Raw genomic sequence first — 14,132 nt, 5'->3', positions numbered from 1 at the left:
TTGACAGACCGTGTCGGATTGAGATTCTTGGTTCAACAATACACAGGATTTCGATCCAATGCTTTCGCATGCCCTTGCCGAAGCGCTCATTCGTCTCGACCGCCGTCTTGAGTCACTGGTCGCGGCGGAGGAGCGTCGCGCGGCGCTTCTTGCAGGGGACGGATCGGCGGGCTGGGAGGGGGTCCGGAACCTCATTCGTCCGCGAACCGAGGCGCTGTTTGCCGCAGGTCCGTCGGAGGTGATCGCGCCGACAGCGCCAGACCTCGTTTTCGCCCGTATCTCGACCGCTCTGGGGATGGGGACAACCGGGGCCGGCGACATCCTCCTGATGCTTCTCGCGCCCTTCGTCGAACCGAGATATCAGAATGTTTACGCGCTTCTGCAGGATGATCCTCATCAACCACTTGCGACCGAAAGGCTGCTCGTCGCTGCGCTCTCTCGGGCGCCGTCACGGCGCGGTGAAATAGGCGCCCTGCTGCGCTCAGGCGGGGCGCTTCGCCGGTCGGGTTTGATCGTCGCGCCGGCCGGCCGCTACGCCCCTCTACGACAACCTTTCACGCTCTCCGAAGAGGTCGCTGCGGCGCTTCTCGGTGAACCCGCTACAGGCCTTGCCGGAGCGGGAGAGCTTCGGTGCGAAGACGGCAGCGGAGGGAATGAAATTCCGCGCCCGCCCGCCCGTATCCTCTTCGGATCAGGGGGGCTGGGCAAGCGGGCGATTGCCGATGTGCCCGGCGGCACTCGCGCAATGCACGTTCGCCTGACTCAGCCGGGAAGCGCCGAGCCAGCCGCTGCGACCGTCGCGGCGGCATGGCGACTTGGTCTCATTCTGGATGTCTGCCCGATTGTCGACCTGCGCGCCTTGTCGTCCGACACGGCGCAGGCTGCCGCGGCCGAAGCCGCCCGCCTAGCCGCCGCTTTTGGAGGATCATTGCAGTTGTTGTCATCGCGGCCTCTGCCCTGCGGTTTGCCGCACCTAAGATGCGATCCTCCGGCCTGGAGCCAGCGCCGTGTCGACTGGCTGACTGCAGCGGAGTCCGCCGGGGTCATGCTCGACGACGGCGTCGCCGGGAGCCTTGCCAGCCGCCACCGGACAGAACGGGAGGATATGGCGGGATTGCTCGCCCAGCTCTCCCCCGGACTCATGCCCGACGAAGCGCAGCGCACGCTCGACGCTCTCATCGCCGGCACTCGCGCGGCGACAGCTCAGCGTGCGGTCGTGCGGACACCACGCCTGACGCTCGACGACTTGGTTTTGCGCCCAACCGCGCGTGCCGGGTTGGATCGACTGGTACACTTCATCAAGGCGCGCGATCGTGTCGACGAGACACATCCGGGCCGGCGGCACCTCGACATGGCGCGGGGCCCCGTCGCCCTGTTCCACGGTCGCCCAGGCACAGGCAAGACTGTCGCGGCCGAGGCCGTCGCTGCGGCACTTTCGCGCCCCTTCTACTCTGTCGACCTGTCGCAACTGGTAAGCAAATACGTGGGCGAAACTGAGAAACACATCGACGAGACACTAATAGACGCAGAGCAGGCCGGCGCGATCCTCTTCTTTGACGAGGCTGACGCGCTGTTCTCCAAACGCGTGGAAAAGGCGTCATCGGGGGGCGAGCAGTTCTCGAACATGGTGTTGGGCTATATACTGCCGCGGATTGAGATACATGACGGGCCGATCATCCTTGCGACAAATCTGATGCAGGGGATGGACGAGGCGCTGATGCGGCGGTTCCGCTTCCGCACCGAGTTCCCACTCCCTGACGCAGGCGAGCGACACCAGATTTGGGCCAGGATGCTTGGCGCCGTCGCGGGGGTTGATTTAGCTGCGCTCGGTGCGGCGCATCAACTCTCGGGAGGCGAGATCCGGAACGCCGCCCTGAAGGCCGTATTCCTCGCCGACCAGCGCGGGGTGCCGATCGGCCAGGCGCTTCTGGAGGCTGCGGTCCGGCTGGAACTGTACGAGATGGGCCGCCTCTCCCGCGATCCATCAGATGCCGGCGTGGCGGAAGACCGCGGCGCGGTATTGCGTGGCGCGGCGCGCGCGCTCAAAGAGGCACTGGACGGACACCTTCGCTCGGTGTTCCTCAAAGAGATACATATTCAGGAAGGCGCTCCCACCGAAAAGGCGCTCTCGGGCCAGCGTCCGGCACTGTCGCTAGCAATGTACCGGCTGGCCGGCCGCCGCGGCGGTACGAAGGATGGCGAAGGACTGCGCCTGGGCTTCGTCCTGTCGGCCTGGTGCCAGCGCCCCGAGGAGGAACTGGAAATCCTGGGCGTCGTCCACGCCTTTCTTTCCCGGCCACCGAGCATCGCTGCCGGTGTCCGGCCGCTAACCCTGCGCCTACAGGAAAGCCACGATTTCGAGATGCTGCAACGGTTCTGGTCCAGCCATGAACAACCCGTGAAGCCCTCGCTCGTGCTAGAAGTCGAGATCGACTGACATATGGTTGTGTCGCAAAATTCCGCTTAAGTGAACGGGACGATTGTCTGGAAATAGAGGGTCTTCGTCCGGGAAATGGCGTCGGTAAGCTTCTGCTACGGCTCCTCCAGATTGGAAGGTGCCTCTGCACAGGCACCAACTGTTAGGTGAAAAGACTATGCTTGACAAGAACGTTTCGTAGCTGAACGCGATAGTAACTCCAAAAAAATGGGCAAGCGTCCCAAGTGGTCCCAAGTCTAGTGTCCCAAGGGGACTAGTTTGCGGCAGCCAGCTTCGCACGGCCCGCCGCGCCATCTCGACCTTGGCGACCTTTTCCATGCCCTTGACCGCTAGGCGGACCTGCGAAGCCTCGCGGGAGTAGAGTTCGGCATGGGCGATGTTGCTGTGCCCCAAAACGTCCATCAACTGGCGGGTCTAGGCGTCGGCCTCGGCCAGCTTCGTCCCGAGACCCTTGCGGAGCTCATGCGCCGTACAGCCGTTGCCGCAGCCCGCTTCCTTCGCTCAAAGCGACACGCCCCGGCTAAGCGAGTGGTCGGTGTAGCAGCCGCCGCTGCGCCGGTTGCCGGTGTTGTTGACGACGTAGGTGGTCGAGCGGTCGACCCCCTCCAACTCGGCCTCCAGCATCGGCGTCAGCGGCAGGAAGAACTTCGTTGGATGGCGCTTCCGGCCCTTGTGCTCCACGAACTCGAAGCCGTCGACCGTGACGATTTCACCGTCGATGACGATCTCCTTCCGGGTCAGGTCGGACCATTTGAGCCGGGCGACGTCGGAGCAGCGATTGCCCATCCAGGGCGCCACCGCATAAGCGGTGCGCTGCGGCGTCCCGATGGGCCAATGCTTCTCGAAGGCTTCCAAGGCTTTCAGCGGCCACGCCTTGTGCCCATCGGTGGGCGGATTACGCCTGATGCGGCAGCAGGGGTCGTCGGTGCGCCACCCCTCGTCCATGGCGACCAGCGTCAATTTCCGCATGCAGATGAGCGTGATGCGCTCCTCAAACGGCTCGTCGGCATGCAGGTTCAAGACGGCGAGGATATGCTTCCTCTGGACCTCGGCGAAGGGCGCGAAACCAAAAAGCTTGCCGAGTATCTTGGCGTCCAAAATGCGGGTCTCAATGATTTGGCTGTAGTGGCTTTGCGTCTTCGGTTCGAGCGCCTTCCAGTCCTTGGTCTTCTTCAGCACCAGGTAGGGATGGGCGACCGACTTGGATGGCGCGCCCTTCCTGAAGGGGACGACCTTGGCCTCATCATGGTGGCGCTGGCGAACGCCCCGGCAAGCATCCTCCAACCTTTCAACTATACCGCGCTGCCTTGGGGCATTCTGTTCGGCTACATGTTTTTTAACCAGACAATCGACCCGATCTCGGTCGCCGGTGCAGCGGTGATCGTCGCGGCTGGGCTGGTCACAATGGCGCGCGAAAAGGTGACATGCGTTTAATCGGGCTCGCACTGCTGCTGACATTGGCGCAGACCGCTGCCTCGGCGGCCCACGGCGGGGGATGCCGCAAGAGTTCGCCGCCCGGTCAATGCTGCCATATGAACAACAGCACCGGAACCGTCCACTGCCATTGACATGGTCTCCGGCTGGGACAAGCACCCACCCGAACACGAGCCCGACATTGGTCCGTGGGTCGGCTTGTCATCACGCTGTTCGTGGTAGTCGTGGCAACGGCGGCGGTGGGTCTCATCCTCGCGTAGTGACGCGCTACGCTCTCCAACAAGCTTGACGCGTCAAAGAGATTCCCGACGCTCCGTCCGTGAGACCCATCCCGCTTCGATGCACAGCGCAACGCAACTGACTGGCACGGCACGTGCTTCGTGCTTAGTTGCCAGGCCACTTGCTGGCACCGATGTACCAAATCGGGAATTGAACGCTCGCCGAGGGAGGGCGGTATGGGGTTTCCGACCTCGGCGGGCCACCACAATTCATGTGACGGGAGATGGTCATGAATACCCATATCACCCCTAATGAAGTCACGAAGGTCTATGGCGTCGGCATTCGCTGGACCGACCGGGAGGGCATTACTCATGCCGTCGAAGGGTCGGAAACGCTGGACGAAGGTCGCCTGTTGTGGCCGCGCTGCGGCGATGGAGAGGTGCCGACCGGCGAGGCCAGTTTTGGGAATGCCGGCGTTACGTGCCCCCGTTGCGTAGCGATTATGGCCGGAGAAGCAAAGAGATCCGTCGGGGCAAGTGCCACAGTGCGGTTTGCCACTGCAACACCATGGTCTCCTTGGCGTACCGCGAAATAGTCGGCACAGGCTTGAGCAACGCGGCATAAAAACGTTTTAGCTTGAAGAAGCGCCGCAAGCGTGCAGGCAGCGATCTTTATCTCAATTGCAAATCGACCAAACTTGGCATAGCACCGATCCGGGCTTAGAGGCAGGGGAAACTATCATGGCAACCGTCACCGGCGGCAATGTATATGTGCTGGATTTTGAGGCGATCGAAATCGCCAATATATTCAACTATCAATACGCATCGCTGAAGAGCACGTCCGCAAAGTTCTACGACAATGCGTCCAACTACACGCTGTTTCAAGGGCGAGGCCTTACCTACTATTCCGACGGAGAGCCAAAAAGCGGCGTCGTGACATCTGCGTCATTTGTGGCCAATGGTGCGACCGTCATCAAAATCACCGGCTTGAACGATGTCCCGGCGACGACGATTGCTGACTATGCGTATGCAAACAACACACTTGGCCTGCTCAGCATCGCTCTCGCTGGTACCGACACAATCACCGGGACAGCCGGACCGGATGTGCTCTACGGGTTCGGTGGAAACGACGTCATCAAGGGTGGCGTCGGCTCAGATCGCCTGATGGGCGGAAATGGAAACGACACGCTGCGCGGCGACAGCGGAGCCGATCGCCTCGATGGAGGCGTCGGTGTTGACACACTGATCGGTGGGTCGGACAGCGACACCTACATCGTGGACAATATTGCCGATGTCATCCTCGAGGGGGCATCGGAGGGCACCGCCGACCGCCTTACGGCATCGGTAGACTATGGGCTCAAGTCTGGCGTCTACGTCGAGTTCATGGCGACCGCGAGTTCGATAGGAACGGCTGCGATCGATCTGACCGGCAACGCGCTGAAGCAGGATGTTACCGGGAACGCCGGGGCTAATATCCTCAACGAAGGTGGCGTTGGCGCCGCTGACAAACTGGCAGGTCTAGGCGGGAACGACACGTACCGAGTTTACAATTCCGGCGCGGTGATTGTTGAATCGTCTTCCCAGGGCACGGCCGACAGGATCATATCCTCAACGGACTATAAGCTGTCTGCCGGCGTCTATATCGAGCAACTGACCACAAACAGCTCGACTGCCACAGCCGCGATCGATTTCACCGGGAATGAGGTTGGGCAGAAATTCACGGGGAATGCCGGATCGAACATCATCGATGGCAAGGGCGGCAATGACACGATGACGGGCCTCGCCGGCAAGGATTATTTCGTATTTTCGTCTGCACTCGGCGCTGGAAATATTGACACGATCACCGACTTCCAGCCTGTCGACGACACGATCCGGCTGGAGAATGCCGTGTTCAAGGCGCTCACTGCGACCGGCACTCTTGCAGCGTCAGCGTTCCGGGCCAATACCACTGGTTTGGCGGGTGATACCACCGACCGCATCATCTTCGAGACCGACACGGGTAATCTTTTCTATGACGCCGACGGTACGGGTACTGCGGCAAGAGTACAGTTCGCCGTTTTGGATGCAGGCTTGAAACTGACTGCGGCCGATTTCGTTGTGATCTAGCTGAAGCTCCTGCGAATACAAAAAGCCCCGCCGGCCGGAGCCAGCGGGGCCAAGTTTCGCCTACAGAAGATCCTATCGTCAGGCCAACAATGCGCCAACGGCGATAAACAGTTTTCCCCCGCCCTTTGTCGTGAAGAATTTGGTCTATGCGCTGGTGAAGCCTCGAGACGCTGCCCTTCAATTCACGCATGCCGGTCATGACCTCATCTAGGAATTCATTCGCGCAAGCACGCCTTGATGCCAGGCAAGGGCGGGCATACCCACGCAAATTCCAGGTCCCGATCGCGATCTTGATCATGGCCCTTACGGTCTGCATCCTTTTTCCCTTGACCGGACTGGCGCCCTTGGTTTTCGCGATCGTCGACTTCCTTCTACCGAAGCACCTAAAGGAGGTCGGCACCCATCAGTCCCGCCAATCAATAGCAGGAAGCTGGTGCCCGGAAAGCCAGCTATCTGCGCCTCCCCGCGCGCACTGCCTTAGAAGTGGGCACAGGGGCCCTCTGCGCTCGTACTCCACGGCCTGGACGGCCCTCGGACGCGCTGCGTAGGCAGGAGGTGACTGCTGGTCGATGCGGGGCGCTGGAATGCTGAAACCCAGCGGACCATCGACCCCCAGTGCGTCCGTTCGCAAATTGTCGATAGGGGCGCCGGTCCCCTGCCGGATTAGCGATTTTCAGCCCTACCCCCGCCCTGATCGAAGCCCCGGATTTTGCCTTGCGCCGCCCTCGGCCAAGGGGCAATCTCGGCTGTCGGGGGACAGAGAGGGGGTCACCATGGGCAAGAAACTGCTTCGCGAGGAGCCGCGCGAGGATGCAGTGCGGTTTAGGCTTGATGCCGGCGGCTTCCTTCTTGAAGTCGGCAACGGATACGGCGGCTACATGGTGCGAAACCGCGCGGGCGACGTTGTGTTCGGTAGGTGCCCACTGCCGTTTTCAGCGACCGAGGCGCAAATCGAAGCGTTCCTTGGGGCGCAAGGCTTGTAGGGGACCGCGATTGGAGCATGCCAATGTGGATTCTGATGTATGTCTTCTCGTATTCGGTCGATCCAGCCGCCACAAACGATCGGGCAGAATGGCGGCTCGTCCCCACGGTTGTTTTCCAAGAATTTTCAAACGAAGAGCGGTGCATGGCCGCCAAAGCGAAACTTGAGGGTAGCCTTAAGGAGGCAGGGGAAAAGCTAAGAACGGGCCTGGAAGACTTGAAAAGCACAGGTGGTGCTGACCCCGCACAGATCATCATCGCCTACAACGTAGAATGTCTTCCGAAATAAGGACGGCCGGGCTTGACCGTTATCCGATAGGTAGCTGACGCTCTGGCCGACGACGGCAGGCAAATTCACATAAAAAGACACCCGCATGTCGTTGCGCACCAACGCACCGATCTGTCTGCCGAACTGGCCAGTATTGGCAGCCGGGATGCCGCCTTCCCGCTACCGCATGGCCGCGGCGACGAATTCCATAACGGCAGCCCTGGCCTCGATCCACGAACGTTGCCGCCGAAGGGGACGAAGGCCCGCGATATCTACATCCCCGACCTCCACATAGACATCATCAAGGTCAAGCCGAGGGATTTTCGGTGATGTCATAATTGCCATGACTATGCGACGTGGAAGTCCAAGTTGGTGAGCGCCAGGCCGATGCCGATCTTGGCAAACTGAATTCCGGCCGCGCCTCCGAGGCCGTCAGCGTCGTAGAACAGCTTTCCCGTGTCGGTCTCGTAAATGACGTGGTCGTTGGCATCCTGCGCCACCCCGGTCGTGTTGGCGCGGAAGTAACCTGACAGCATCACGCCGGTGTTCAGTTTGGTGAAGATCGCATCCGAGAGGAGAATACGGTCGTCCGCGACGTTGAAGTCGATAATCGTGTCGATGTTCGACGCGCCGAGTTTTGTGTTGAAGACGAAGGTGTCGTTGCCGCCGAGGCCGCGCATTGTGTCGTTGCCCTCGCGGCCTTCCAGTCGGTTGTCGCCGGCGTTGCCGACAATCTCCTGTGCAAACTCGTTACCGGTGAGATCGATGCCCGATTTGCCCGACGAGCCATTCGTGCTGAGGAGTTCGACGTGAACCCCTGCGCCCAGCCGATAGTCCACCGCTGCCATCACCCTGTCGGCGGCGCCCTGGCTTGCCGTCTCCTGAATCACGTCGCCGCCATTGTAGACCCGGTAGGTGTCGTTGTCGCTAAGCCCGATCATCGTGTCGGCATTGCCGGCACCACCGTCGCTCAGGATGTTCACCCCGGCATTTCCAGTGATGGTCTGGTGTAGCGCGTTGCCGGTGAGGTCGATAGCCGAGGTGCCGGAGCCGTTGGTGGTTGCCAGCGCCTCGACATACTGGCCTGCGGCGAGCGTGAAATCGACGGCCGCCAAAACCTTGTCGGCACCGCCGGTGGACCCCTCGATGACGCTCGTTCCACCTGCGTAGACCAGATAGGTGTCGTTGCCGCCTAGTCCGCGCAGTTGATCGGCCGCGCCGCCACCGTCCTTCAGCGTGTTTCTCCCGGCATTGCCGGTGATTTCCTGATGAAGCGCATTTCCAGTCAGATTGATCGCGGTGGCAGCAGTCGACGACACCGTCGTTAGCAGTTCGATGTCGACTCCCGCCGCTAATGCATAGTTCGACCGCGCCATTGCGCGGTCGGCGACGCCATCGCCGAATGCCTCGGTCACTACGTCGCCAACCACATCAACGATGTAGATGTCGTCGCCTGCCTCGCCTGCGAGCGTGTCGTTGCCGCCGCCTCCGTCAAGACGGTTGGCAACTCCGCTTCCGGTCAGCGTGTCGCCGAAATCGGTTCCGCGAACATTTTCGATGTCCAGAGACAGATCGACGCTGCCGCCAAAAATCGTTTGCGCGGTGGTCGTAGCAAGATCGATCGACACACCCTTGGTGATCGCGCTGAAATCCAACTCATCGGTATTGGCGCCCCCTAGATAGGTGTCGGCGCCCGTCGAGACGATCAGCGTATCATCGCCTGCGCCCCCGAGAAGCGCGTCATTACCTGCACCTCCATCCAAAGTATCATTGCCGCTGTCACCGCTAAGGTCATCATTGTCGTTGCGGCCGAACAGTCGATCGGCGCCGTCCAGTCCGATGATTAAGTCCTTGCCACTCAGGCCGATCCTGAGGTCGTTGCCATCCGTCCCGACTGTCATCCCGAAGAAGGCACGCTGCACCTCGCTTCCGGGCAAGCCCGGATCGCCGACCGCCAATACTCCCGTGCCACCAAGGCCGCCAGGAGAAGGACCGAAGTTACCGAGGCCAGGCCCTAAGTCGGTGGTGAACGATCCCGATGCAGAGCCGAAATTCAGGAACTCCCCACCGAGAAAGGCATTGGCGCCGCCGTCGCCCCCATCGCCGCCAAATAGAATGCCGTCTCCACCGTTGCCACCATTGCCGGCCTTGCCACTGGCCGCAGTCCCGCCTTTAAAGTCGACCACGTTTAGTGCCATTGAGGCACCTGCGGCGTTAATGATGTGGGCCGAGGCATAACCGGCCGTGCCGCCTTTGCCGCCATCGCCCCCAAAATCGCCGCCATTGGAGCCTGCGCCCCCGGTTCCTCCGTCGCCACCACGCCCCTCATTGTCCTGGAACGTCGTGAAGGACAGCGAGAGCGTTCCAGCGTTGAAGATGGCACCCGCCGCCCAGCCACCATCGGCGCCGTCCTGTCCGGCACCAGCGGCAACCTGGTCACGGCCTTCCCCAACGTTGGCTGCGAGCAGGGAGTTGACGATCGAGGCCTTACCAAAATTTACGATGGCCCCGGCGGTGGGGGCATTTGTGAAGCCTTGACCCGACCCTTCTGTCAGGTTGAGGCCGTCAAACGCCACGTCGCCGGTCGGATCGATCTGGAAAAGCGTATGGTTGCCTAGACCGTTGCCATCTGTATCGGCAGACAGCGTGACGTCGGCGATGCCGTCATTGTTCAGGTCGCCGTCAAATGTGATCTTGGTCGTCAACGTGAAGAGGTTCGGTGTGACGATTGTTCCCAGGCCAGCCGAGAAAGTAATTCTGTCTGCATTAGTCGATGCTTCAGCTTGGAGGATCGCAGCGGCGAGGCTCCCTGCACCAGAAGAATTGGTATTGGACACGACGAATGTTGCCATGGCATTTCCCCTGTAACCTTTCGGTCAGCTTGCGGCGCGGCAACGGTTGTCGGGATGTTATTCTGTTGTCACGCTCATCGCTGCGATGATGTTGCTGACAAATCCAATGTCGGAGGTTAGCCCGACAATGGCACGATGGCAACAAAGTCTAGCGAAAGTGGGGTAGCCCAAATGACAGTGGGATACATGCCGAACAAGGCGGACGAGGTCCGGGCTCGGAACAACGTCGCAAGACAGTCATCCTTGCGGCATTTGGGGGGTGACGCAGGCGACCAGTCGACGCTGGGCGGGTTGCGGCCTGTGGCTTCCTAGCCATCCGAACTTGAAATACTTCTGGCTTGGGGTGCTGCCAAAATCGGCGGCCGTTGCTTGGGGGACGAGGCATGCCAAACACATCGACGCTTTGGAGCAGCGCTGTCCAGGCGAATGCTACCAATACCATCCTCGATCCTTTCGCGGGAGCACTATCGGGTCAAAGCAATGCACAGATCGAAGTCATCGGGGTGGGCGCCAGGTCGTCGTCTGGGAAGACGACACCAACACTTGCGGCGTCGGTCTTGGCCCCAAGGACATCGTCCGCCAGGTCTTCGAGGCGCCGGGCGAGAAGGTGTGGCCGCGATCAAGTTCGCAGTCCTGGCAACCAGGCCCCTGCTTCACGGTAGTGGATTTCACAGTGATATGGGAAAAAGCTCCGCGTGGGCTGGCGTCCTAGACCAGCCTGCATGCCGTCGGCTGACGTTTCCTTCGGCCGCAGTGGCGAAAGGCGTGAACCACACGGTCAGCTTGGGGGCAATTGTGGTGCGCCATTGCCGAACTTGCTCACCGCGTCCTTTGTCTCGGACGCTGGATCGCTGACGACAAGCGAATGACCGTCGTGCAGGATCTCGACATCCAACGCCGGCTCGCCGAGCGCTCCTGGCACCGAGAGGCTCATCCGCTGTCCAGGCGTGAGCGTGGAGACCACCCTTACCGGCAGGTTATCCACGCCGGATGCCAGGGTTGCGACAACCCGGTATCCGTCCTTATCGATCGAGTAGTAGACGACGCCGTCGACGTCGGCGAGATGGACGCTGTAGGCGCTGCCCGGCGCCAGCTTGACGTCGGCAGCAGAGGCGCCAGTCAGCACGGAGCCCGCCAACAGGGATAGCGCAAGTAACCTGATCATTGCTGTTTTCTCCTCCAGTTGGGCGCCAGCCTCGCGGCACGCTATTGCGTCCGATTGATGCGGACAGCAGACATCTTGAGCCCGACCCTCTCTTTCGCAACGTGAACGACACGATCGGCAGACGAAATCGGACGAAAGCTTGCCGATTCCGGACGGAAAAGCGTTGCAAATGGTGGCGCAACGGTGGGGTTCGAGGTAATTTGGTTGGCCGATGCCCTGAACGGCCTCGGCCCTGGGGGGATCCTTCCGATGGACAGCCCGGCGCTGAAGTCGCTTCGCCTCAACGGTCGCATGGTCGACGTTGGGCGCGGGTCGGTGATGGATGCGGCCGGGCACGTCGTCACTATCCGGCCGCAGTCAGCGGAGGTGCTGAAGATGCTCGCCGCGAGACCCGGCGAGATCATCTCCAAGGACGCGCTCATGCAGGCCGTGTGGGGAAACATCGCCGTTACCGACGACAGCCTGGTGCAGTGCATCACCGAGATCCGCAAAGCCCTCGGCGACGAGAAGCACGAGATCGTCAAGACGCTGGTGAAGCGGGGCTACCTGCTCGAGGCCGCAACATCCGTCGAGGGCCCCAGGGCCATCGAGAACAAGGCTGCCGCAGAAGGCGACGCGGCCGTTTACGGAAAGCCTGCCGTCAACCTCCGCGCCCTCGCATTCCACCGGAAATCCTGGCTGGGCATCGTCGCGGGGCTCGCGATCGCCGGGGCCGCTGCAGCAGCTTACTTCCTGCCGGTGACAAAGTCCGGAGCAGAGCCACCTGCCATCGCCGTGCTGCCGTTCGATAACATGAATGGCGACGCGCGTTGGGACAGATTCGCCGACGGCATAACCGAGGACATCATCACCGACCTTGCCAGGTTCCGTGACATTCCGGTGATCGCCCGCACATCGACTGAGGCTTATCGCGACAAGGCGGACGACATGCGCGAGATCGGCAGGGCGCTCAACGTCAAATACTTTGTTGAAGGCAGCTTACAGGTCGACGGAGAGCGGATGCGGGTGACGGCGCAGCTCATCAATGCGGAGACGGGCACGCATTTATGGTCGGAGCGCTACGACCGACCGGCAGCCGAACTGCTCACGGTGCAGGACGAAATCACGGAGAAGATCGCGGCGACGCTGACGGGCTATCAGGGAACGGTGACCGAAGCTGAGCGCGCAATCGCGCGACGCAAGAACAATGCGGATCTCGACGCCTATGACTCCTGGCTGCTCGGCGTCGGGGCAAAACACAGAATGAGTCCGCAGGGCCTTGTCGAGGCCCGTGCTTGGTTCGAGAAGGGGTTGAAGCTGGCGCCTGATTTCATGCCGCTCGTGCGCGACATGGGGGTCGCCTATTCCGTCGAGATGGACCTCGGTGCGGCTATCGACTTTCCTGCATGGAAAGACGCGGAACGGAACTACACGGAAAAGGCGTTTTCGCTCGATCCGAATGACGCCATGGTGAACGCCATGATGGCAGTGGTTCACGGGGATGATGAGGAGCGGGCGGAGCGCTACCGGGAACAGGCGCTGCAGGTCGCCCCCACCAACCTCGACGTGCGCATGGTGGTCGCCTGGGGCTTGGGCGGCTGGCAGACGGAACGCGCCGCTGAGCTGATCGAAAGAACGCTGACGCACAACCCGCGCTATCCGTCCTGGTGGAACTTCCCGATCACGCAGACCTGGTTCGCGGCGCGCCGTTTCGACCAGGCTTATGCAGCGGCGAAGCATCTGGGAGAATCGCCCAACCAGGCCGCGTATCTGGCCATGAGCGCCGCACAGCTCGGCAAGCAGCAGGAGGCGGCCGACGCCGCCGCCAAGGCGCTGCGGATGAATCCCGACTGGACCGCAGAGAGCATGTTCCCCTACCAAAATTTTTCGGACGAGACCCTGCTCCCCGAAGCAGCCGCCAAGGCGGCGCTACCAGTCTGCATGACCGCGGCGCAGGCTGCGGCCAATACTGGTTTGTATCGACTCAAGCAATGCGACGAGAAGCGGGCGCAGGCGGCGTCGAATTAGTGTGCTGGACATGATCCGGGGATCACTCCTCAGGTCGCCGAGATGAAGGCCATGCTTGCGTAGTAACACGCAGCAACCGGTCCTAGCACGACGACAATCACGCCGTGCCAGGGTCGGCAACTTTGACTCTTCGAACACGAGCAACCGACGATCGGGATCCATCGCTGATTTCCCTGCCCCCACGACCGGCGGATGTCGATTCGATAGGAACAGCGAGAAAATACGAAGTCCTAGAAAAATTCGGTGTCCGTTGATCAGGATGACCGCAGTCAGCCGTCGTCCCGTGATCCCAATTACCTCGACATGCGGGAGCGCGTATCATCTAAAAGCCAGCCGCAGACAACAGTTCATAACCGGGTTTGCCACAAATGGGTTACCCTGGAGGCGATCGATTTGGGATCGAGTGTTGACGGCGCGTTGGTCATAGCGACTTAGCGCTCGTGGACAAACGTTGACTGAGGAATCCGGTTTTGATTCAAGGCTTCTTTTTGGAGGGAGCCTTGGGCGAACGCGTTGGACTGACGGACGAGGAATGGGCGCTGATCGGGCCTTTGCTGCCGCCTGAGCGCGGACGCGGGTGTCGGCCGGCACAAGACAACCGGCTCTACTTCGAAGGCATGATTTGGATGGGGCGCACGGGTGCGCAGTGGCGACATCTTCCCGA

Annotated in this window: 11 protein-coding genes and 1 pseudogene; 8 read left to right on the top strand and 4 right to left on the bottom strand. The window is 61.2% G+C overall.

Translation table 11 applies throughout. The features are described 5' to 3' along the window. The first annotated feature begins 58 nt into the window (after window positions 1-58). Window positions 59-2,437, top strand: coding sequence for an AAA family ATPase (locus tag ABMA59_RS31075; protein ID WP_349009257.1), 2,379 nt, complete (start codon window positions 59-61; stop codon window positions 2,435-2,437). Between the two features lie 294 nt (window positions 2,438-2,731). On the opposite strand, the pseudogene ABMA59_RS37360 reads toward ABMA59_RS31075, so the two are convergent. Continuing rightward, a pseudogene (locus ABMA59_RS37360) lies at window positions 2,732-2,914 on the bottom strand (tyrosine-type recombinase/integrase); the annotation flags it as partial. 24 nt (window positions 2,915-2,938) lie between these two features. Continuing rightward, complete coding sequence (locus ABMA59_RS31070) at window positions 2,939-3,457, bottom strand: hypothetical protein (RefSeq protein ID WP_349009256.1); 519 nt, start codon at window positions 3,455-3,457, stop codon at window positions 2,939-2,941. On the opposite strand from ABMA59_RS31070, the gene ABMA59_RS31065 reads away from it, so the two are divergent. From ABMA59_RS31065 to ABMA59_RS31045, 5 genes are all read left to right on the top strand, one after another. Further along, window positions 3,446-3,871 carry a hypothetical protein gene (locus ABMA59_RS31065; RefSeq protein ID WP_349009255.1) on the top strand — a complete coding sequence of 142 codons (426 nt, stop codon included), beginning with the start codon at window positions 3,446-3,448 and terminating at the stop codon, window positions 3,869-3,871. The genes ABMA59_RS31070 and ABMA59_RS31065 overlap by 12 nt on opposite strands. 508 nt (window positions 3,872-4,379) lie before the next feature. Continuing rightward, window positions 4,380-4,685, top strand: a complete 306-nt coding sequence (locus tag ABMA59_RS31060) for a hypothetical protein (RefSeq protein WP_349009254.1) — start codon at window positions 4,380-4,382, stop codon at window positions 4,683-4,685. Window positions 4,686-4,830: 145 nt separating this feature from the next. Further along, window positions 4,831-6,195: a calcium-binding protein gene (locus tag ABMA59_RS31055; RefSeq protein ID WP_349009253.1), complete on the top strand. Its 1,365-nt coding sequence runs from the start codon at window positions 4,831-4,833 to the stop codon at window positions 6,193-6,195. 773 nt (window positions 6,196-6,968) lie between these two features. Next, the gene (locus tag ABMA59_RS31050; protein WP_349009252.1) at window positions 6,969-7,178 is read left to right on the top strand and encodes a hypothetical protein; all 210 of its coding nucleotides are present in this window, start codon (window positions 6,969-6,971) and stop codon (window positions 7,176-7,178) included. A 23-nt stretch (window positions 7,179-7,201) separates the two neighbouring features. Further along, on the top strand, window positions 7,202-7,465 hold the full coding sequence (locus tag ABMA59_RS31045; RefSeq protein ID WP_349009251.1) for a hypothetical protein: 264 nt from the start codon (window positions 7,202-7,204) through the stop codon (window positions 7,463-7,465). A gap of 326 nt (window positions 7,466-7,791) precedes the next feature. Here ABMA59_RS31045 and ABMA59_RS31040 read toward each other — a convergent pair whose 3' ends face one another. Together ABMA59_RS31040 and ABMA59_RS31035 are read right to left on the bottom strand one after the other, a co-directional pair. Continuing rightward, window positions 7,792-10,149: a calcium-binding protein gene (locus ABMA59_RS31040; RefSeq protein WP_349009250.1), complete on the bottom strand. Its 2,358-nt coding sequence runs from the start codon at window positions 10,147-10,149 to the stop codon at window positions 7,792-7,794. A gap of 925 nt (window positions 10,150-11,074) precedes the next feature. Continuing rightward, window positions 11,075-11,461 carry a hypothetical protein gene (locus ABMA59_RS31035; RefSeq protein WP_349009249.1) on the bottom strand — a complete coding sequence of 129 codons (387 nt, stop codon included), beginning with the start codon at window positions 11,459-11,461 and terminating at the stop codon, window positions 11,075-11,077. A 249-nt stretch (window positions 11,462-11,710) separates the two neighbouring features. Here ABMA59_RS31035 and ABMA59_RS31030 point away from each other — a divergent pair, with 249 nt between their 5' ends. Further along, window positions 11,711-13,468 carry a winged helix-turn-helix domain-containing protein gene (locus tag ABMA59_RS31030; protein WP_349009248.1) on the top strand — a complete coding sequence of 586 codons (1,758 nt, stop codon included), beginning with the start codon at window positions 11,711-11,713 and terminating at the stop codon, window positions 13,466-13,468. Between the two features lie 470 nt (window positions 13,469-13,938). Beyond that, a partial coding sequence (locus ABMA59_RS37355; RefSeq protein WP_425476014.1) for a transposase occupies window positions 13,939-14,132 on the top strand: 194 nt, incomplete at its 3' end.

It is taken from the genome of Mesorhizobium yinganensis, assembly GCF_040081985.1.
GTDB classification, from domain to species: domain Bacteria; phylum Pseudomonadota; class Alphaproteobacteria; order Rhizobiales; family Rhizobiaceae; genus Kumtagia; species Kumtagia yinganensis.
This window is presented reverse-complemented; position numbering and strand designations above follow the sequence as displayed.